At 68.6% G+C, this 18,443-nt stretch carries 18 protein-coding genes; 10 read left to right on the plus strand and 8 right to left on the minus strand.

The annotated features are described in order from the left end of the window. The first annotated feature begins 1 nt into the window (after window position 1). The 8 genes from GBA63_RS04375 (at window position 2) to GBA63_RS04410 (ending at window position 9,923) form a co-directional block, all read left to right on the plus strand. The gene (locus tag GBA63_RS04375) at window positions 2-370 is read left to right on the plus strand and encodes a nuclear transport factor 2 family protein (RefSeq protein WP_166173807.1); all 369 of its coding nucleotides are present in this window, start codon (window positions 2-4) and stop codon (window positions 368-370) included. Beyond that, window positions 367-843 carry a cupin domain-containing protein gene (locus tag GBA63_RS04380; protein ID WP_166173809.1) on the plus strand — a complete coding sequence of 159 codons (477 nt, stop codon included), beginning with the start codon at window positions 367-369 and terminating at the stop codon, window positions 841-843. The genes GBA63_RS04375 and GBA63_RS04380 overlap by 4 nt, the downstream gene beginning before the upstream one ends. 32 nt (window positions 844-875) lie before the next feature. Beyond that, window positions 876-3,329, plus strand: coding sequence for a glycoside hydrolase family 31 protein (locus GBA63_RS04385; protein ID WP_166173811.1), 2,454 nt, complete (start codon window positions 876-878; stop codon window positions 3,327-3,329). A gap of 229 nt (window positions 3,330-3,558) precedes the next feature. Then, on the plus strand, window positions 3,559-4,644 hold the full coding sequence (locus tag GBA63_RS04390; RefSeq protein ID WP_166173813.1) for a TIM barrel protein: 1,086 nt from the start codon (window positions 3,559-3,561) through the stop codon (window positions 4,642-4,644). Then, window positions 4,641-6,146: a xylulokinase gene (gene xylB, locus GBA63_RS04395; RefSeq protein WP_166173815.1), complete on the plus strand. Its 1,506-nt coding sequence runs from the start codon at window positions 4,641-4,643 to the stop codon at window positions 6,144-6,146. Before GBA63_RS04390 ends, xylB begins: the two co-directional genes overlap by 4 nt. Window positions 6,147-6,199: 53 nt before the next feature. Beyond that, complete coding sequence (locus GBA63_RS04400) at window positions 6,200-7,318, plus strand: MFS transporter (protein WP_228282456.1); 1,119 nt, start codon at window positions 6,200-6,202, stop codon at window positions 7,316-7,318. A gap of 42 nt (window positions 7,319-7,360) precedes the next feature. Beyond that, entirely contained in the window at window positions 7,361-8,611 is a 1,251-nt protein-coding gene (locus GBA63_RS04405) for an MFS transporter (RefSeq protein WP_207957073.1), read from the plus strand. A gap of 10 nt (window positions 8,612-8,621) precedes the next feature. Next, entirely contained in the window at window positions 8,622-9,923 is a 1,302-nt protein-coding gene (locus tag GBA63_RS04410) for a phospholipid carrier-dependent glycosyltransferase (RefSeq protein WP_228282458.1), read from the plus strand. 121 nt (window positions 9,924-10,044) lie between these two features. Here GBA63_RS04410 and GBA63_RS04415 read toward each other — a convergent pair whose 3' ends face one another. The 4 genes from GBA63_RS04415 to GBA63_RS04430 are packed head-to-tail and all read right to left on the minus strand — an operon-like array spanning window position 10,045 to window position 15,414. After that, entirely contained in the window at window positions 10,045-10,500 is a 456-nt protein-coding gene (locus GBA63_RS04415; RefSeq protein WP_166173823.1) for an MOSC domain-containing protein, read from the minus strand. 55 nt (window positions 10,501-10,555) lie between these two features. Continuing rightward, window positions 10,556-12,112, minus strand: a complete 1,557-nt coding sequence (locus GBA63_RS04420; protein WP_166173825.1) for a hydantoinase B/oxoprolinase family protein — start codon at window positions 12,110-12,112, stop codon at window positions 10,556-10,558. After that, complete coding sequence (locus GBA63_RS04425) at window positions 12,105-14,081, minus strand: hydantoinase/oxoprolinase family protein (RefSeq protein ID WP_166173827.1); 1,977 nt, start codon at window positions 14,079-14,081, stop codon at window positions 12,105-12,107. The genes GBA63_RS04420 and GBA63_RS04425 overlap by 8 nt, the downstream gene beginning before the upstream one ends. Window positions 14,082-14,085: 4 nt before the next feature. After that, window positions 14,086-15,414 carry an MFS transporter gene (locus GBA63_RS04430; RefSeq protein WP_228282306.1) on the minus strand — a complete coding sequence of 443 codons (1,329 nt, stop codon included), beginning with the start codon at window positions 15,412-15,414 and terminating at the stop codon, window positions 14,086-14,088. Between the two features lie 137 nt (window positions 15,415-15,551). On the opposite strand from GBA63_RS04430, the gene GBA63_RS04435 reads away from it, so the two are divergent. After that, complete coding sequence (locus GBA63_RS04435; protein ID WP_228282308.1) at window positions 15,552-16,364, plus strand: cyclase family protein; 813 nt, start codon at window positions 15,552-15,554, stop codon at window positions 16,362-16,364. 24 nt (window positions 16,365-16,388) lie between these two features. Further along, complete coding sequence (locus GBA63_RS04440; protein ID WP_166173829.1) at window positions 16,389-16,580, plus strand: hypothetical protein; 192 nt, start codon at window positions 16,389-16,391, stop codon at window positions 16,578-16,580. A gap of 21 nt (window positions 16,581-16,601) precedes the next feature. Here GBA63_RS04440 and GBA63_RS04445 read toward each other — a convergent pair whose 3' ends face one another. The 4 genes from GBA63_RS04445 to GBA63_RS04460 form a co-directional block, all read right to left on the minus strand. Continuing rightward, window positions 16,602-16,934 carry a hypothetical protein gene (locus tag GBA63_RS04445; RefSeq protein WP_166173831.1) on the minus strand — a complete coding sequence of 111 codons (333 nt, stop codon included), beginning with the start codon at window positions 16,932-16,934 and terminating at the stop codon, window positions 16,602-16,604. A 260-nt stretch (window positions 16,935-17,194) separates the two neighbouring features. Continuing rightward, window positions 17,195-17,473 carry a hypothetical protein gene (locus GBA63_RS04450; RefSeq protein WP_166173833.1) on the minus strand — a complete coding sequence of 93 codons (279 nt, stop codon included), beginning with the start codon at window positions 17,471-17,473 and terminating at the stop codon, window positions 17,195-17,197. Then, window positions 17,470-17,688, minus strand: coding sequence for a ubiquitin family protein (locus tag GBA63_RS04455; protein ID WP_166173835.1), 219 nt, complete (start codon window positions 17,686-17,688; stop codon window positions 17,470-17,472). The genes GBA63_RS04450 and GBA63_RS04455 overlap by 4 nt, the downstream gene beginning before the upstream one ends. Further along, complete coding sequence (locus GBA63_RS04460; protein ID WP_166173837.1) at window positions 17,669-18,130, minus strand: hypothetical protein; 462 nt, start codon at window positions 18,128-18,130, stop codon at window positions 17,669-17,671. Before GBA63_RS04460 ends, GBA63_RS04455 begins: the two co-directional genes overlap by 20 nt. Window positions 18,131-18,443: the final 313 nt, after the last annotated feature.

The raw sequence follows: 18,443 nt of genomic DNA on the forward strand, positions 1-18,443 counted from the left end.
GGTGAACGAAGAGGCCCGCGCCCTGGTCGAGCGGCAGGCGCGGGCCTGGGAGGCCGGCGACCTCGACGCCATCGTCGCGGATTTCGCCCCCGACGGCGTGCTCACCTCGCCCGGTGGGACGTGGCGGGGGCCGGGGGAGATCCGGGCCGCTGCCGAGGGGTTCTTCGACGCCGCCGAAAGCGTGACGGTCGAAGTAACCCGCGTGCTCCTGGACAACGACGCCGGCGCCGTGGAATGGACATGGACGGAGAAGCGCGCCGGCGGGACGTACGTTGCCGAGGACGCCATAATCTTCGAGCTTCGGGACGGCAGGATCGTCTACTGGCGCGAGTACTTCGACCCGTCCGAGCTGGAGAGGCCGGCCCCTTGATCCCGGACTTCCAGAGGTTTTTGAGGGGCGAAGTCGAGCCGCTCTGGTTTGTCGGGGATCAGGTCATCGACCTGAAGCTCGACGGGGTCCGCACCGGCGGCGCGTTCTTGCTGCTCGAGGTGATCACGGGCCCAGGCGGCGGCGCCCCGCAGCCCCACGTCCACACGCGCGAGGACGAGACCCTGATCCTGCTCGAAGGCGAAGTCACGGTAACGATCGGCGACGAGAGACGCGCGGTCTTCCCCGGCGACGTCGTCTTCTTCCCGCGCGGCGTGCCGCACAGCTTCACGAACACGGGGACGACCACTTCGCGGGGCATAGGCGTCGTCTCGCCCGCCGGTCTCGAAGCGTTTTTCAGGGAACTGGGCGCCCCCAAGACGGGACCGGAGCGGCCCGACCGCCACGAAGGACCGGACGAGGCCGCGTTTCGAAGGGCGGCGGACCGGGCCGGGATGCGCCTCCTGCCGGGCTGACGAATTTCAACGACCTTTACGGAAGGGACCAGATGGAGATAACCCGCGAGTTGCCAGCTTTCCTGGGCGAGAGCGTGCCGGTCGAGTTCGCCGCCAGGCTTGAGTCGTTCGAGGTGGAAGAGGGCGCCGTTCTGCTCCGGTGCGCCACCAACCGCTACGAACCGTACCTCCACGACTACTACGGTACCGTCTGCGAGACCACCTTCAGGGAGCCAACCGCCGGCGAGCCGTCCACCTTGCGCCTCGACTTCTGCACCCCCGAGATAGTCCGCCTGCGCTACGCGCCGGGTCCCGAAGTGCCGGAGAACCGGACCCCCATGGTCGTCGGGCGGTTCGATGAGAAAGTGGACCTCACGGTCGAGGAGACCTCGTCCTCCCTGGACATCGAGACCGGCGCCTTGCGGGTGGTCGTCGCCCGCGAGCCCTTCCAGGTGACGATCCTGGGCCCCGAAGGCGATGTGGTCTGGTCGACCCGCGCCGTGGACATCGAGCCGTTCCGCCGTCCGGAGGACCAGTGGAACCCGACGGAGCAGCGTTGGATCTTCTACCACCGCTACGCCTACCCGCTCGGCGTGGCCCGCGAGGGCGAACGTAAGCGCGCTTTTTTCTCCACGGACCTTCGCCACGACGAGCGCGTCTACGGCTTCGGCGAGGGCTACGGCCCGCTGGACAAGCGCGGCACCCGCCAGCGCCTGTGGCTGCAGGAGGTCTTCTCGAACGCCGCTCCCGCCTCCTACAAGCAGGCGCCGTTCTTCCTGAGCAGCCGCGGCTACGGCCTCTACCTCAACACCTCCAACGCCCTGGACCTCCGGGTGGGCGAGCTGGACCATACAGCCCTCTCGGCCACCGTCGAGGACGCGAGGTTCCTCGACTTCTACTTTGTCTACGGCCCCACCGCGAAGGAGATACTGCCCCGTTACCACGCGATCACCGGCCGCCCCGCCGTGCCGCCGAAGTGGACGTTCGGCCTGTGGATGGGCCGTATCTCGTACAACCGCCAGGAGCAGGTCGAGAACGTGGCCGAAGAGCTAAGGGAGCACCGCATCCCCTGCGACCTGATCCACATAGACACCGACTGGTTCGAACACGACTGGGAGTGCGACCTGCGCTTCGGCAAGGAGAAGTTCCCCGACCCGAAGGGGATGCTGGACGGGCTCCGCGAGAAGGGCTTCCGCGTCTGCCTCTGGCAGTGGCCCAACATGGTGGTCGGATCGGACATGTTTCACGAAGGAAAAGAGAAGGGCTTCCTCGCCAAACGTGAAAACGGACATCCGTACGTTTTTTCTGGTTTCATGGAAGACGCGGGTTTCATAGACTACTCGAGCCCGGGGGCCGTCGAGTGGGTGAAGGGCAAGTTCGGGGACCTCTTCGGGATGGGGGTCGCGTGCATAAAGGCGGACTTCGGGGAGGGTGCGCCGCCGGACGCGGTGTACGCCGGCGCCGCGGGCGAGTCGATGCACAACCTCTTCCCGCTCTTGTACAACAGGGCCGTCTTCGAGGCGACCGAGGATGCGTGGGGCGAGGGGCGGGGTGTGATCTGGGGCCGCTCCGCGTGGGCCGGGTCCCAGCGTTACCCCCTCCACTGGTCCGGCGACGGCATAGCCCGTTTCGAGGACCTGGCCTGCGTCCTGCGCTCGGCCCTCTCCTTCGGCCTGACGGGCTTCCCGTTCTACAGCCACGACGTCGGCGGTTTCTCGGGGCTGCCTAGCCCTGAGCTCTACGTCCGGTGGGCCCAACTCGGGTTCTTCTCCTCGCACGTCCGCTGCCACGGCGCCCCGCCGCGCGAACCGTGGGCCTACGGCGAGAAGGCCGAGCGTATCTTCCGCTTCTACGACGAGCTTCGCTACCGCCTGATGCCCTACGTCTGGAGCGAGGCCGTCGAGTGCGGGCATAGCGGAATGCCGATGCTCCGCCCGCTCTTCCTCGACTTCGGAGACGACCCGACCACGCACGGCATAGAAGACCAGTACATGTTCGGACGCGGCCTCCTGGTCGCGCCGATTCTGGACGAGAGGGACCGTCGTCTCGTCTACCTGCCCCACGGCCGCTGGGTTGACTACTGGACCAAAGAGGTACTAGAAGGCGGACGGTGGATGGAGGTCGATGCCCCGCTCGACACGCTCCCGCTCTACGCCCGCGCCGGCGCCGTCGTCCCGCACGGCCCGGCGATGCAGTACGTGGACGAGCGTCCCTGCGATCCGTTGACCGTCGAGATCTACGCCCCCGAATGGGAAGGCTCTTACGGGATCCACGACGAGCAGGAGCCAACCCTCGCCGTCTCCTACCGGCGCGAGGGGGACCTCCTCACCGTCGAGACCGGGGCGGCGCCGGGGGAGATCGAGCTGCTCGTCTACGGGGAGGCCGTCGCCGGGGCCCGGGTGGACGAGGAAACCCTGGACGTCAGGCCCGTTGCGGGAGGTGCCGGGATGCGTTTCGACGGGACGAGGGCGCGGAAGCTTCACCTGCGGCTGGGAGACGCCGGTTAGGGTGGTCTGCAAAGAGGTCGAAACCTCTTTGCAAAGCTATCAGCTATCAGCCGTCAGCTTTCAGCCAGGGACAAAAAAGCTGAAGGCTGAGAGCGAAGCCGAAGCGGGCTGATCGCTGACGGCGCGGTTTTCGGGAGCAATTGCTCCCGAAAACCGCTCCAGGTCGGCCCGGGGCGTCGGACCCGGCTATGATTCGTCAGCGGTGGAACGCAGACAGAGGAGGAGAGGCATGATCGAGAACTCCGTGGGCGTCTGGGCCTTCGGGCCGGCCGTGACGCGGTTCGTCCCGCCCGGCTACCACAACGAGGTCGCCGACGAGCCGATGACGGACAAGACCCGGAGGGTATGCGAGGGCCTCTCCGACCTGCTCGAAGGCCTCGAATACCATTACCCGGGCGAGGTCAACGAGGAGAACCTCGCGGAGATACAGGGAATCCTCAAGGAGCATGGGATGGGCCTGCCCGTGGTCGCCGCCGGCCTCCATCCCGACCCCACCTACGGCAAGGGCGCCTTCGTGAACCCGGACGACAAGGTGCGAAGGCAGGGTATAGACGCCCTGAAGCGGGGTGTCGACCTGTGCGGCGAGGCGGGGGCGAACTTCATTATCTGGCCCGGCGCCGAAGGGTACAACTACACGTTCCAGAGGCCGTATGCGGAGACCTGGCGGCGGTTCGTCGAGGGCGTGGCCGAGGTAGTCGACCACGCCAACGAGAGGGACGTGAAGGTCTTTTTGGAGCACAAGAACTCAGAGCCCGCCATGAAGATCCTGATGCAGAACATCGGGATGACGCTCTTCACGATCCAGAAGGTGAACGCCCTCGGCGTCGACACCCGTAACCTTTTGGTCAACATGGACTGGCAGCACCTCATAATGAACGGCGAGAACCTTGCCGAGTACGCGGACCTTCTCGCGTCCGAGCACAAGCTCGGCCACCAGCACGGCAACGACGGCTGGGGCACCTTCGACGACGACAACGTGGTCGGCACCAACTTCTTCATGCAGACCCTGGAGCTCGCCCAGACCCTTCAGGACGTGGGCTACGGGACCGAGGGCGAGATCCTCGGCTTCGACCTCTACCCCTACACCGAAGACCAGGTGGCCGCTGTGAGGCGGGCGATACTTCAGTGGGAATTCATCTGGGATCTGGCGCAGAAGATCGACCGCGCCGCCTTGCGCGAAGCCCGCGCCGGTGCCGACGCCCTGGCCGGGCAGAGGGCCGTCTACGCGGCGCTCGGGATGGACGACGGCTACGAGGCCGAGGTCGTGCGGCGCCGCAAGGAGGCCCGCGAGGGCCGAGGCGGGACGCGGACGTGAGCGTCCACGTGGGGCTCGACGTCGGGACCGGCGGGGCGCGGGCCGTCGCCGTGGACGAGGCGGGGAACGTGGTCGCCGAAGCCTCTTCCGAGTACCCGCTGCACAGCCCCAGGCCCGGCTGGACGGAGCAGAACCCCGCGGACTGGTGGGAGGGGGCGAAGACGGCGCTCGGGCGGGTGGCAGGCGAGGTCGGGGGGGACGTCTCCGGCATCGGTCTTACCGGACAGATGCACGGTTCGGTCTTTCTCGACTCCGCCGACGCGGTCATTCGTCCGGCCTTGCTGTGGAACGACCAGCGGACCGGGAGGCAGTGCGCGGAGATAACACAGGCGGTTGGGGCGGAGCGCCTGATCCAGATCGCGGGCAACCCCGCCCTCACCGGCTTCCAGGCCCCGAAGGTGCTCTGGCTCGGGGAGGAGGAGCCCGAGAACTACGCCCGCGTGGCCCGCGTCCTCTTGCCGAAGGACTACGTGAGGCTGCGGCTCACCGGGGAGTACGCCACCGACGTCTCCGACGCCTCCGGGACGCTCTTTCTCGACGTGAAAGAACGCCGCTGGTCAGAGGAGATCCTGGACGCCCTCGAAATTCCACACGGCTGGATGCCGGGTGCCTACGAAGGTCCCGAGGGCACGGGAGCGTTGCGCGCGGAGGCGGCGGAAGAGCTCGGTCTGCCCGCCGGCGTCCCGGTCGCCGCGGGCGGTGGCGACAACGCGGCGGCCGCCGTCGGCACCGGGATCGTGGCCCCCGGCCTGGTCAGCTCCTCGGTCGGGACTAGCGGTGTGCTCTTCGCCCACTCGGAGGAGTTCAACCCGGACCCGTCGGGCCGGCTGCACGCCTTCTGCCACGCCGTCCCGGGGGCCTACCACCTCATGGCCGTAACGCTCTCGGCCGGCGGATCGCTCTCCTGGTGGCGCGACGTCGTGGGCGGCGACTTCGAAGACCTCGTCGGGGCTGCCTCCGAGGTGCCGCCGGGCTCGGAGGGGCTCGTCTTTTTGCCCTACCTCTCGGGAGAGCGGACGCCGCACCTGGACCCGGGGGCGAGGGGGTCCTTCTTCGGCCTCACGGCGAGGCACGGGATCCCGCACATGACGCGGGCCGTGATGGAGGGCGTCGCCTTCTCGTTGCGGGAGGGGTTGGAGATCATGCGCGGGCTCGGCGTCCCCGTCGAGGACGTGCGGGCGACGGGCGGCGGGGCGAGAAGCGCGTTGTGGCGCGAACTCCAGGCCGACGTCTACGGTGAGCCCATTCGGCGCACCGCCGCCGACGAGGGACCCGCATACGGCGCGGCGCTGTTGGCCGGGGTGGCGGCCGGGACGTACGGGGACGTCGGGGAGGCCGCGGGCGTCGTCAGCCTGCGCGAGGAGGTCACCGAGCCCGACCCCGGGCGGGCCGAGGTCTACGGCGAGCACTACGAGGTATACCGCTCGCTGTATCCCGCGACGAGGGAGGCCATGTCCCGGCTGACGGGGCTGGCGTCGGGCGCGGGCGGGGTGCCGGGATAGGCACCGCGGCGTCCGCAGGTCCGCTGCTCACGCGGTCCCTGACGCTCGTTCTCATCGCCGCTTTCGTGGCGTTCTTGAACGTCAACCTGCTGCTTCCTGTCCTCCCGGTCTTCGCGGCGAAGTTGGGAGGCGGGGACTTTCTGGCTGGGCTCTCGACGACCGTCTTTATGCTCGCGACGGTCCTGGCCCAACTCCGCACCCCGCGGCTGCTCGCCCGGATCGGCTACGGGCCCGCGCTGGTGGCCGGGCTCCTGTTGCTCGGCGCGCCGGGAGTTGTTTACCTCTGGATCTCCTCCCCATCGGCCGCGCTTCTGGTCACGCTGCCGCGCGGGGTGGGCTTCGGGATCGTTACGGTGGCGTTCGCGGCGCTGGTGGCCGAGGTCGTGCCGGCCGGGAGGAGGGGGGAGGGGATCGGGCTCTACGGCCTCGCCTCGACGCTGCCGGCCGTCTTCGGGCTGCCCCTCGGCGTCTGGACGGCAGAGAACGTCTCTTTCGGGGCGGTCTTTTTGGTGGGCGCCCTCGCGGCGCCGGTCGGCGCCGGCTGCGTCCTGGCGGCCAGGGTAAGGACGGCCCGGCCGCCGGGGGACGCGGCCGGTTTTCTGGCCGGTCTGGCCCGCGGGGAGCTCCTGCGGCCTTTCCTCGCGTTCCTCTCGACGACGCTCGCGACCGGGGTGCTCGTGACGTTTCTCCCGCTCGTCGCGCCGGGGTCGGGCGTCGGGTCGGCGGCCGCGGCCCTGCTCGCCTGGGGTGTGACCCAGTCCGTGGCCAGGCTCTGGGCCGGACGGTTCAGCGACCGGTTCGGGGCGCAACGGCTGCTGGTCCCGAGCCTCGCGCTGAACGGCGTCGGCATGGTCTTTATCGGCTTCAGCGGAAACGCGACCCTCCTGCTGCTCGGGGCGACCATCAACGGCTTCGGGTTCGGGGTGTTTCAGAACGCCGTGATGTCCGTGCTCGTCGGGCGCGTGGAGCGGGAGGAGTACGGGATGGTAAGCACCCTCTGGAACGTGGGCTTCGACGCCGGCGCCGGCCTGGGGCCGCTCCTGCTCGGCGCCCTGGTCTCGGGGGCCGGTTTCGCCCCGACCGCCGCCGCCTCGGCGGTTCTCATCTTCGCCTCGGTCGGCCTCATCATTCCAAGCGGTAAGCACAAGCCGGGGCGTCCACCGCGCGGGTAGTGCGACGCTGGGGCATGTCGGGACGCGTGCTATGATCGTCCGATGCATCGCGACGCGACGGGTTCGGGTATCGCTCCTCCTGCGGGCCCTCCGGAAGAAAAGCCTCTGGATTACAGGCCCGTCTTGCTCGCCGTGGCCGTCGCGACCGCGGGGGTGTTGCCGGCATTTCTGACGGGCGGGCTCGCGGTCCAGGTGCGGGGCGAGATGGGCTTCGGGTCGGCCGCCCTGGGACTCGCGGTGGCCCTGTTCTTCGTCACGTCGTCCACGGCTTCGGTAGTGATGGGCCGGGTGGTCGAGAGGATCGGGGCGCACCGCGGGATGCGGCTGGCCGTCGTAGGGAGCGCGGCCTCCCTGTCGTGCGTGGCCCTGTTCGCCGGGTCCTGGACCGGGCTGGTGGTTTGCCTGATGTTCGGCGGGCTCTCGAACGCCATGACGCACCCTGCGACGCACCTTTCGCTCGCCAGGCAGGTGCCGGAGGGAAGGCAGGGGTACTCGTTCGGCATCAAGCAGGCCGCCATCCCGGCTGCGACCCTGCTCGCCGGCCTCGCGGTCCCCGGTATAGCCCTGACCTTCGGCTGGCGCTGGGCCTTCGCCGGCGGCGCCCTGCTCGCGGTTGGCGTCGCGCTTCTCGTCCCGAAGGAACGTATCGGCGGCGTCCGGAAAGTAGCAGAGGCCCGCACTTCGGACGCGCCGATGGGGCCGCTGGTCTTGCTGGCCGTCGGAATAGGGCTCGGCTCGGCCGCCGCGACCCCTTTGGGGGCCTTCGTCGTCGAGTCGTCGGTCGAAACAGGACTTCGGGTTGGCACCGCGGGCCTCCTGCTGGCGCTCGGGAGCGCGGCCAGCATCGTCGTTCGGGTGCTCTTCGGGCGTCTCGCGGATGGGATGGGCGGGGGGAGGCTGCTGCTCGTGGCGGGGATGCTCGGGGCTGGCGTGGCCGGGTTCGTGATGCTCTCGACGGGGTCGGCGGCGCTCGTGGTGCCCGGCGTCCTGCTCGCGTTCGCCGCCGGGTGGGGTTGGCCGGGGCTCTTCAACTTCGCCGTCGTGAAGAGCAACCCGGGCGCGCCGGCCGCGGCGACGGGCGTTACGCAAACCGGGGCCTCGGGCGGGGCGGCGGTCGGACCGATACTTTTCGGCCTCGTGGTCGAGGCGGCGGGGTACGGGACGGCCTGGCTCTTCTCCGGAGTTCTCGCGCTCGTGGCGCTCGTCGCCATTCTGGCCGGGCGGCGGATGGTCTTGCGGGGCCGGGCCGGCTTCGGGGCCGGGCCCTTTACAAACGTTCGCGAAAAAGGGTAACGTGGCCTTCATGAAGTCCATGTTGCGCAGCGAGAATCCGTGGGCGTTCGGGGCCGTTCTCGCGACGGCCGTCGTGGCGCTGGCGGTCGGGGTGTGGGGGAGGGTGTGGAACCTGAGCTTCCCGCCGCAGAAGATGTGGGACGAGATCTACTTCCCCGTCATGGCCGACAAGTACCTGCGCGGCGTCGAGTTCTTCGACCTCCACCCGCCCCTGGGCAAGTTCATCATCGCCGCGAGCATAGCCCCCTTCGGAAACACCCCCTTCGCGTGGCGCCTGATGCCGGCGATCTTCGGCATCGTCCTGATAGCCCTCGCCGGCGCCGTCGGCTGGTACCTCTTCAGGGAGCGGGTGGCCGCGCTGCTGCTGGTCGTCCTCTTCGCCGGGGAGACCATCCTTATAGTCCACTCCCGGACCGGGGTCATGGACATCTTTCTGGTCTTTTTCGTGGTGGCCACGTTTCTCGCGGCGCTTTGGGCCCGGAGGCCGGGGCAGGCGATCTGGCCGGCCGTCCTGCTCGGGCTCGCCGTTAGCACCAAATGGGCCGCCTTTCCGGTCGCGATCCCGGCCGGCTACGTGCTCTGGCGCAAGGGGCTCCTCAAATACTTCGTGGCGAATCTGTGGGTCTCGGTGGCCATGTACTTCGTCTTCGTTTACGTGGAGAGGCTGATCATCGTCACGCCGAACCCCATCCAGGCGTGGGTCGAGGTCTGGGCGTGGCATCTGGAGGCGTTCGATAAGGTGACGGCCGCGATCCCCCACCTGTGGGGATCCCCGTGGTGGAGCTGGCCCATAATGCTGCGCCCGATCCGGTACGAGTACCTGGTCGACGCCGACGCGCAACTCCGGGTCATGCTCGCCATAGGCAACCCCTTCGTGTGGTGGAGCAGCACGCTCGCCGTCGCGGCCGGCCTCTTCGAGCTCGCGCGACAGGCGATCACCAGAAAGCTCTCCCTCGACGAGCCCCTGATCCCGATCCTTCTCGGTTACGTTCTTCTGTTGCTGCCGTGGATACCGGGCACCCGCATCCCGTACATCTACAACTACCTGCCGATGTACGCCTTCGCCCTGCTGGCGCTGACGTACTGGCTCGTGAGGATCTGGCACGGCGGGCGCTTCGGGCCATGGGTCGTGGTCCTCTTCGCGGTCTGCGCCCTCGCCTTCACCATCTTCTTCCTGCCGCTGGCGACCACCTATCCCATAGACCAGGACGACCTGATGCGGCGCATCTGGTTCGACTCGTGGTTCTACCAGGAGAACCCCGTGCCGGGCAGCGGCTGCACGCCGCCAGACCCGGCCCCCCGCTGTTCCTGAAGCGGGTTGCGGGGCATCGCCCCGCAACCCGCGCCGTCGGCTATCAGCCCGCTCCGGCTCCGCCTCCGCTCTCAGTCTTCAACTTTTTTGATCTAGCTGACAGCTGAGAGCTTTCTCCCTCCTACGCTTCTTCTATGTTGTCCCCGGGCCGGATGGGACCGGCCTCTATTACCCTGGCGCAGATGCCGCCGCGGTTCTTCAGGGCCCGGGTCATGCCCCGCTCGCTCAGGTCCTGGACGTGTTTGCAGGGGGGTCTTGATCTGTCGTACTCGAGGACGACTTCGCCGACGCGGAACCTCTTGCCCCGCAGGTTCAGAAGCGCGACGCCGCGGGTTACTATGTTGCGGCGGTGTTGGCCCGACTTTATGGCGATGCCCCGGGCCTCGATCTCGTCGAGGTGCTCGCCCTCGATGAGGGTGACCTGGCACACGTCCCCGTACTGCGTCCAGAACCCCGTCCCCTCGCAGTAGCGGTCGCCCTTGATGCCGCACCCTTTGACGGTCTCTATTTCCGCCACGCTCTCCATCGCCGCGCTGCCCTCGCCGGTGACGAAGATTTCCTCTACTACGCCGCCCATTTTGTGCTCCTCGTCGTTCTCGGGTTGTTGACTTGCCACCGGCAGAGGTTAGCAGTTAACGCGTGCTGGCCGCACTCCCGTACCCGCCGCCGCCCGGCGTCTCCACGGTTACGACGTCTCCCTCTTCGAGCTCCCGGCTCGTCTTCGGCGGCAGCTCCTCGCCGTTCAGGAGGTTCCGGCCGACGTTGCCGGGTCCGCCGCCTTCGGTGCCCCTCGGGGCGTGGCGGCGGCGGTCCGTCAAAAGGGAGAGGCTGGCCGGTTCGAGGACTTTTATGGAGCGGACGACGCCGTCGCCGCCGCGGTGTCGGCCCGCGCCGCCTGAGTCGTGGAGGATCTCGTAGCGTGTCACGCGCATCGGATACTCGAGCTCGAAGGCCTCGATGGGGGTGTTGAGGGTGTTGGACATGCCGACGTGGACGCCGGATGGTCCGGGCCCGCGGGAGGAGGCGCCCTGGCCGCCGCCTATCGTCTCGTAGTAGGTCCAGTTGCCGCGGACGCCGCCGATGATCGTGTTGTTCATGGTGCCCTGGCCCTGGGCCGGTATCCTACCGGGCGCGAAACCGGAGAGGGCTGCGAGCACGGTGTCCGCGATCCGGTTGGAGGTCTCGACGTTGCCGGCGACCACGGCCGCCGGGTACGCGGCGTTCACGAGGCTGCCTTCGGGGGCCTTTATAGAGAGCGGGACGTAGGTGCCGGCGTTGGCGGGGATGTCCTTCGGCAGCAGGACGCGCAGGGCGAAAAAGCAGGCCGAGCGGGTCACCGGCAGCGGGCAGTTGATGTTGCCCCTGACCTGATCCGCGGTCCCCGAAAAATCCACGGTCATCGTGTCGCCTTCTATCCTGACGGATGCCTTTATTGGGATGTCCTCATCTGTCGAGCCGTCGCCTTCCATGAAGTCTTCGGCGGCGTGTACGCCGTCGGGAAGCCCGCGGATGGCTTCCCGGGAGCGTTTCTCGGCGTACAGGACCACCTCCTCGAAGGCGGCGAGGACGACGTCCTTGCCGCGGCGTTCTATAAGCTCGTTGACCCGTTCGTCCGCCACGTTGTTCGCGGCGATCTGGGCCCGCAGGTCCCCGCGTCTCAGGCCCGGGGTGCGTACGTTGGCGAGGAGGAGGTCGAGGACGTCGGGGACGTACTCCCCGTCCTCTACCAGGCGGACGGGGGGGATGATGATGCCCTCTTGAAAGATCTCCCGCGAGTCGCTCGGCATCGAGCCGGGCCGCATCCCGCCGACGTCCGAGTGGTGCGCCCTGGTCACGGCGTAGCCGACGATGCCGCCGTCGAAAGAGACGGGGGAGACGAGGGTTATGTCGGGCAGGTGCGTCCCGCCCGAGTAGGGGTCGTTTATGGCGAAGACGTCGCCCGGCTTCGGGTCGCGGGCCATGACGGCTCTGACCGCCTCCGGCATGGCGCCGAGGTGGACGGGGATGTGCTCGGCCTGGGCCACCATGTTTCCGTGCGCGTCGAAGAGGGCCGTGGAGCAGTCCCTTCTCTCCTTTATGTTCGAGGAGTAGGCGCCCCGGATCAGGACCGCCCCCATCTCCTCGGCCACCCCCGAGAGCGCGCTCGCGAGCACCGAGAGCGTTACCGGGTCCAACTTCTCCCTACCCATCTTCCCTCTCCAGGACCAGGTTGCCCACGCCGTCCACGGTACCCCCCCAGCCCGGCCGCACGACGCACGTCGACTCCCTGAACTCGACTATGGCCGGGCCTTCTACTTCGGAACCCTTGCCCATCCGTTCGCGCTTCAGGACCGGAACCTCAAGCCACTCCCCGTCGAAGTTCGCCTCCCGGCGTAAGGCCGTTGCCTCGCCCGAGGGTTCCGGTTCCTCCATCGGGGGCTTCTCGACCGGGACGGTCGCCACCAGGCGCAGGTTGACGAGCTCGACCGCCTCGTCCTCCATCCTGTAGCCGTAGCGTCCCTCGTGCGCCGCGTGGAACCCGCCCTCCAACTCCTCCAAAGAATCCGCCTCCACGGTCAGCTCGAAAGACTGGCCCCTGTAGCGCAGGTCGGCGCGGCGTTGGAGGCTCGGGGTGCCGAGATCCCCCGCGGCGAACTTCTCCATCTCCCCGTACCTGCCCTCGAACTCCTTCCGGTCTACTTCGTCCAGCGGAACCAGGTAGGGGCGCACGTAGTCGCGGCGAAGGTCGCTTATGGCGAGGCCTAAAGCGCTGAGGACGCCGCCGGCGCGGGGGACGACGACGGTCTTTATGCCCAGCTCCTCGGCGAGCGCGCAGGCGTGCATCCCGCCGGCCCCGCCGAAGGCGAGCAGGGCGAACTCCCTGGGGTCGAGGCCCCGCTCGACGCTTATGACGCGCAGGGCTCGCACCATCTCCGCGTTGGCAACCCGCACGATGCCGAGCGCCGTCTCCTCGGCGTCCAGGCCGAGGTTTCCGCCGAGCGAGCCCAGGGCCCCCTCCGAGAGCCCGCGGTCCAGCACCACCTCGCCCCCAAGCTCAGCCCCATCCTTGAGGTACCCCAAGAACAGGTTCGCGTCCGTGACGGCCGGCTCCTCGCCGCCCTTGCCGTAACCCGCGGGGCCGGGCTCGGCGCCCGCCGAGTGGGGGCCGACGCGCAAGGCGCCGCCCGCGTCGGCCCAGGCGACGGAGCCCCCACCGGCGCTGACCGTGTGGACGTCCACCATGGGCAGTTTTATCGGAACGCCCGCGACCACCGTCTCGGTCGTGGTCTGCGCCTCGCCGGCGATGATCGGCGCGACGTCGGTCGAAGTGCCGCCCATGTCGAACGTGAGCAGATCCTCGTACCCGCCCAGAGCCCCGACGTGGGCCGCCCCGACCACGCCCCCGGCAGGCCCGGAGAGCACGCACCCCGCCGCGTCCGCGGCCGCGTCCTCGACCGGCACGACCCCGCCCGAGGATTGCATGATGAGCGGCGCAGGAACGCCCGCCCCGCCGGCCTTGTCCGCCAGGTTGTTCAGGTACGCCGCGAGCCTGGGACCCAGGTACGCGTCGGCGGCGGTCGTCGAGAACCGCTCGTACTCCCTGAACTCGGGCAGCACCTCGCACGAGAGCGAGACGTGCACGCCCGGCAGGGCCTCCCGCAGGGCTTCTCCCACCCCGCGCTCGTGTTCGGGGTGGGAGAAGCCGAAGAGCAGGCAGACGGCGACGGCCTCGACATCGGAGGCCTTGAGGGCCGCGACCGCGGCCTTCAGGCTCTCTTCGTCGAGCGGTTCGATCTCGCCCTCCGGCCCCATCCGTTCCTTCACGGTAAAGCGGAGGTCGCGCGGCACCAGCGGCGGCGGGCGGTCCCGGGCTAGGTCGTAGAGGGACGCGCGGTTCTGGCGCGCGATCTCCAGCACGTCCCTGAAGCCCTCGGTGGTGACGAGGGCCGTGCGGGCCCCCCGGCGTTCGAGCAGGGCGTTCGTCGCCACGGTCATGCCGTGGGCTAAAGCGCCGACGGAGTTCGCCCCTATCCCGGCGGCGTTTATGGCGTTCATCACGCCCTCCGACTGGTCGGCGGGCGTGGATGGGACTTTCGCCGTTACCAGCCTTCCTTCCGAGAGGGCGACCAGGTCGGTGAAGGTGCCTCCCACGTCGACGCCGAGGCGGGTCTCGCTCAAAACATCATCCTCGTTGTTCGGAGACGAGCTCGCGCTCTTCGGGTTCGTCGGCGTAGATGTCCTTTTGGGACGTCTCCTCGGCGAGGAAGTAGCAGAGGACGCTCAAAGCGCAGAGGGCCGCGATGTAGGTGGAGATCAAGGTCGTGCCGCCTATGGGGAAGAGCGTGGCGGCGATTATCGGGGCGAGGGCGCCGCCGAAGATGCCGGAGATCTGGTAGCTAAAAGAAGCCCCGGAGTAGCGCACGCGCGTCCCGAAGAGCTCCGCGTAGAAGCTGGCCTGGGTGCCGTAGACAGCCGCGTGCCCGACGGCGAGGCCGACGACCACCGCCACGACTATCAGGACCGTGGAGCGGGTGTTGAGGAGGGCGAAGAGCGCGAAGGTCCACACGCCCATGAACGCCGCGCCGCCGATGAGGAGCGGCCTGCGGCCGACGCGGTCGGAGAGCGAGGCGAACGCCGGGATGGTGAAAATTTCGAGCAGCGCCGCGATGGTGATGGCTGCGAGGCCTATGCCCTGGGCGAGCCCGAGGTTCGCGGTGACGTGGGTCAGGGTGTAGACGGCGAGGATGTAGAAGGCCGCGTCGATGCCGATGCGGGAGCCCACGCCGAGGAGCACGTTCTTCGGGTAGGTGCGCAGCACGTCCACGATCGGCATCCTCGCCTCCGTGCCTGACTCGCGCACCCTGGAGAACGCGGGGCTCTCGTAGATCGAGAGACGGATAAAGAGCCCCACGACTATAAGGATGGCGCTCAGGAGGAAGGGCACGCGCCAGGCCCACGCCGCGTCGCCCGAGACCGCGTTGACTGCGGCGAAGACGCCCGTGCCGAGCACGAGGCCGGCCGGAACGCCCATCTGCGGCCAGCTCCCGTTCAGGCCGCGCTGGTCGTCCGGGGAGTGCTCCACGGCCATCAGGACCGCCCCGCCCCACTCGCCGCCGAGACCGATGCCCTGGAGGACGCGCAGCAGGACCAGCAGGATGGGTGCCGCGATGCCTATCGCGTCGTAGCCGGGAAGCACGCCGACCAGGAAGGTTGCTATACCCATGATCATGAGGGTGGTGACAAGCATGGTCTTGCGCCCGATCTTGTCCCCGTAGTGGCCGAAGACGACACCCCCCAGAGGCCGCGCCACGAAGCCTACGGCGAAGGTCGTGTAGGAGAGTATGGTCCCCGTCGTGTCGCCGAAGCCGGGGAAGAAGACCTGCGGAAAGAACAGCGCCGCGGCCGTGGCGAAGATGAAGTAGTCGTACCACTCGATGGTCGTCCCGATAAAGCTGGCAACGACCACCCTCCGGATCGGGGTGGACATCCCCTCGCCGCCGGCTCTCTCCACGTCAGCCCCTCTCCCGAAAAGACCACCGTCCTCCCCCGAAAATTATATAGACCGCGCCCGCCTCGCGCTTGCCGACGGTTGACGCTGTGCCCGCCCCCGGCCACACTGATACGCCAACCGGAAAAGGAGAAGCGCACGTGCCGGAGGCAAACGCGGCCGAACGAATCTTCGATTTGGAGCAGCCGCGCACCGAAGGGATGCCCATACACCCGGCCCATCGTCAGGCCGGCTACTCTTACCTGCTCCACCGCCGCCACGAGGACGAGTACAGCCCGGATGATTCGGGCCCGCGCACCGGCGCCGCCGGCGTCCTGGTCTGCGGCGAGCACACCGGCACCCACATCGACGCCCTCTCCCACCAGGCCGACGCCCTGACCCTCTGCGGCGGTATCCCGGTCGGCGACGTCCAGACCCCCCGCGGGTTCACCGAGCACGGCGTCGAGAAGATACAGCCCATCGCGGCCCCGGGCGTGCTCCTGGACGTGGCCGCCCTGAAAGACGTCGAGGCCCTAGAGCCGGGCCACGTCGTCACCGACGCGGACCTCGCGGCGTGCTGCGAACGGCAAGGGATAGAAGCCTCGCCCGGAGGCGTGGCGCTCGTGCGGACCGGCAACGGGCGTTTTTGGGGGGACGAGGAAAAGTACCTTGCAGGGCCCGGGATGGACGCGGCGGCCTCGCGCTGGCTCGCGGACAGGGGCGTTATCGCCGTGGGGGCCGACAACATGGCCTGGGACGTTCCGGGGAGGCGCGACCCCGACCTCGGGTGCCTGATGCCGGGGCACCTGATCCTGCTGGCCCGTCGGGGCGTCTACATTATCGAGAACCTGGCCCTCGAAAGGATCGCCGCCGCCGGACACCACGAGTTCGAGTTCGTCTGCCTGCCCCTCAAGCTCGTCGGCGCCACCGGCTCCCCGGTGCGGCCCGTGGCGCTGGTCTCTGCTAGTGTCTGATCAGGACAGAGGAGAGGAGAGACGATGGAGGTACCGAAGGCCATGATCGTCGAGAAGATCCGGGGCAAGAGCGGCGCCGAGAAGGCGAACGAGGCCGACAAGGAACTCCCCGATAAAGTGGATACCGAAACCGACGCGGCCCTGCTCGAGAAGTACGGCCTCAGCCACGAAGACCTGAGCGAAGACTTCGGGGGCCAGGCGCCGAGCGCCGGGTAGCAGGCCGGCGCCTGACGGGCCTCAAGCCCGCGAGGCGGCCTCCAGCAGCCGCACCAACAGCTCTATCCGCTCGACCTCAAGCCGCGCCTCGTAGTGCGCAAGCTCCGCCCGGCGCTTCGCGGAGAGAAGCTCCGCGTGCTCCGGCGTGTCCAGGATGCCCTCCAGGTAGAGCGCGGCGGTGCGCTCGTTCTTGGCCTCGAGCAGGGTGTCGGCGTTCTCGACCTTCGCACGCCGCTCGTGGTCCGAGAGCGCGTCCGTGGCCGCAACGAGCTCTCGGCGGGTAGCGACCAACCGCCCGTAGGCGGCCGGGATTTCCCGTGCCAGATCCCCGGCTTCCGACCTCGTCTCGCCCACGCGACGTACCCCCTCCGAAGTATCAACCCGGCCGGGACGCATCTTACCCCGTTACGGGCACCTCATCTTCGCGTTTCGAAGGCGTCTGAAAGCGGTTTGCAATGAGAGTGAACCTCTTTGCAAGGCTGTCAGCTCTCGGCCATCAGCTTTCAGCAAGAGCAAGAAGCTGATGGCCGAGAGCGTAGGCCTGCGGAGCAGCCCGAAGCGGGCTGATCGCTGACGGCGCGGTTTTCGGAAGCTCATTGCTTCCGAAAACCGCTCTAGGCGAGCTCTTCGGGCAGGAGGGCACCCGGGGCGTTCTCGAACCACCAGCGCCTCATGCGCCACTTCGTGCCCGTGCGGCAGCCCTGGCCGATGGGCGCCTGCGTCTCCGCGTCCAGGACCCGTCCCACGAAGAGGTATCCGTCGGGCCTGGCGGCGTCCTCGATCCGGACGACCTCGACGACCGTGCCGGGCACCACGACCTCGTCGCCGTCGCGCTCGAACCTCCACCCGTCGGAGAGCCAGAGCCCGACCAGCTCGGCGTGCAGGCCGATCACGCCGGTGTCCCCGCGAGTTCCGTCCGCCCGGGGTCGGCGAGTCTCTCGACGCCCTCGGGGATGTCCTCCGGCTGAAAGAAGGCCCCCGGGTCCACGGGGAAGACCAGGCGCGCCCCCTCCCCGGCGAGCTCCGCGGCCCGCTCGATTGAGGGCGCGGTCACCCTCGATCTGACGGTTGCCGTTCCGTAGCGTCTCTCAAAGGTGACGTGGATCATCGTCTCTCCCGCGTTCTTTGCTTTCTTTGCATACGAACTCCGAACCTCTCCGGATCTCCCTCGCCGCGCGGTCGTCCCTCCCCGGTTTGGCGCAGGGTACTCCCAGGCCGTCTACGATCGAGAGCAGATCCTCCAGGTCGGCGTCCTCGAGCGTCGAGCAGTGGCCGTCCGCGCGGATGCTGATCTTCGGCGCCTCGGCGTAGGGGTAGAACTCCACCCAGACGGGACCGCCGTCGCGGCCCGACCGCCGGTAGGGCTGGCTGCAGAGCACCAGGCGGGGGCCGAGGCGCCGCACCTCGGCGGCGAGGTCGTCCGGATCGACGACCCTCAGGTCCAACCGGGGCCTCAACCGCCCGATCGCCGTGCCGATGGCGCTGGCGTAGAGGCGCGGCTCGACCGCCACCAGGACGACGGGGCGATCCCCCTCCGAGACGCCCGTCATCCGCCCTCCGCCCGCGCAGGACCTGCCAGGGCCAGGAAGGTGGGCTCGGGGGCGGCTGGGGTGATGGGTGGGGAAGAAAGGAGGTGCCGCCCGGGTCCGAGCCCGTCGATGGCGCACCGCCGGCGACGAAAGCGCGGCGTGTGCCGCTCCTTGTGTGTGCCGACGTCCATCTTGCCAACGAGTATGACCCGCCACGACCGTCCTGCCATCGGGCTTTCTCACTACCGGCGGGCGGGGAATAACGGCTAGGGATAACGCCGCACGCGAGGTCGCCGGCGGCGCGCTTTTTGGGGCTCTGATCGGCCCCGACCCC

Origin of the sequence: Rubrobacter tropicus (assembly GCF_011492945.1) — a bacterium.
Classification (GTDB): domain Bacteria; phylum Actinomycetota; class Rubrobacteria; order Rubrobacterales; family Rubrobacteraceae; genus Rubrobacter_D; species Rubrobacter_D tropicus.

Bases quoted from the DNA above. Each gene is read 5' to 3' on its own strand.
- GBA63_RS04405 (WP_207957073.1), top strand. From the start codon at position 7,361: ATGCATCGCGACGCGACGGGTTCGGGTATCGCTCCTCCTGCGGGCCCT.
- GBA63_RS04385 (WP_166173811.1), top strand. From the start codon at position 876: ATGGAGATAACCCGCGAGTTGCCAGCTTTCCTGGGCGAGAGCGTGCCG.
- GBA63_RS04440 (WP_166173829.1), top strand. From the start codon at position 16,389: ATGGAGGTACCGAAGGCCATGATCGTCGAGAAGATCCGGGGCAAGAGC.
- GBA63_RS04410 (WP_228282458.1), top strand. From the start codon at position 8,622: ATGAAGTCCATGTTGCGCAGCGAGAATCCGTGGGCGTTCGGGGCCGTT.
- GBA63_RS04455 (WP_166173835.1), bottom strand. From the start codon at position 17,688: ATGATCCACGTCACCTTTGAGAGACGCTACGGAACGGCAACCGTCAGA.
- GBA63_RS04420 (WP_166173825.1), bottom strand. From the start codon at position 12,112: ATGGGTAGGGAGAAGTTGGACCCGGTAACGCTCTCGGTGCTCGCGAGC.
- GBA63_RS04460 (WP_166173837.1), bottom strand. From the start codon at position 18,130: ATGACGGGCGTCTCGGAGGGGGATCGCCCCGTCGTCCTGGTGGCGGTC.
- GBA63_RS04390 (WP_166173813.1), top strand. From the start codon at position 3,559: ATGATCGAGAACTCCGTGGGCGTCTGGGCCTTCGGGCCGGCCGTGACG.
- GBA63_RS04415 (WP_166173823.1), bottom strand. From the start codon at position 10,500: ATGGGCGGCGTAGTAGAGGAAATCTTCGTCACCGGCGAGGGCAGCGCG.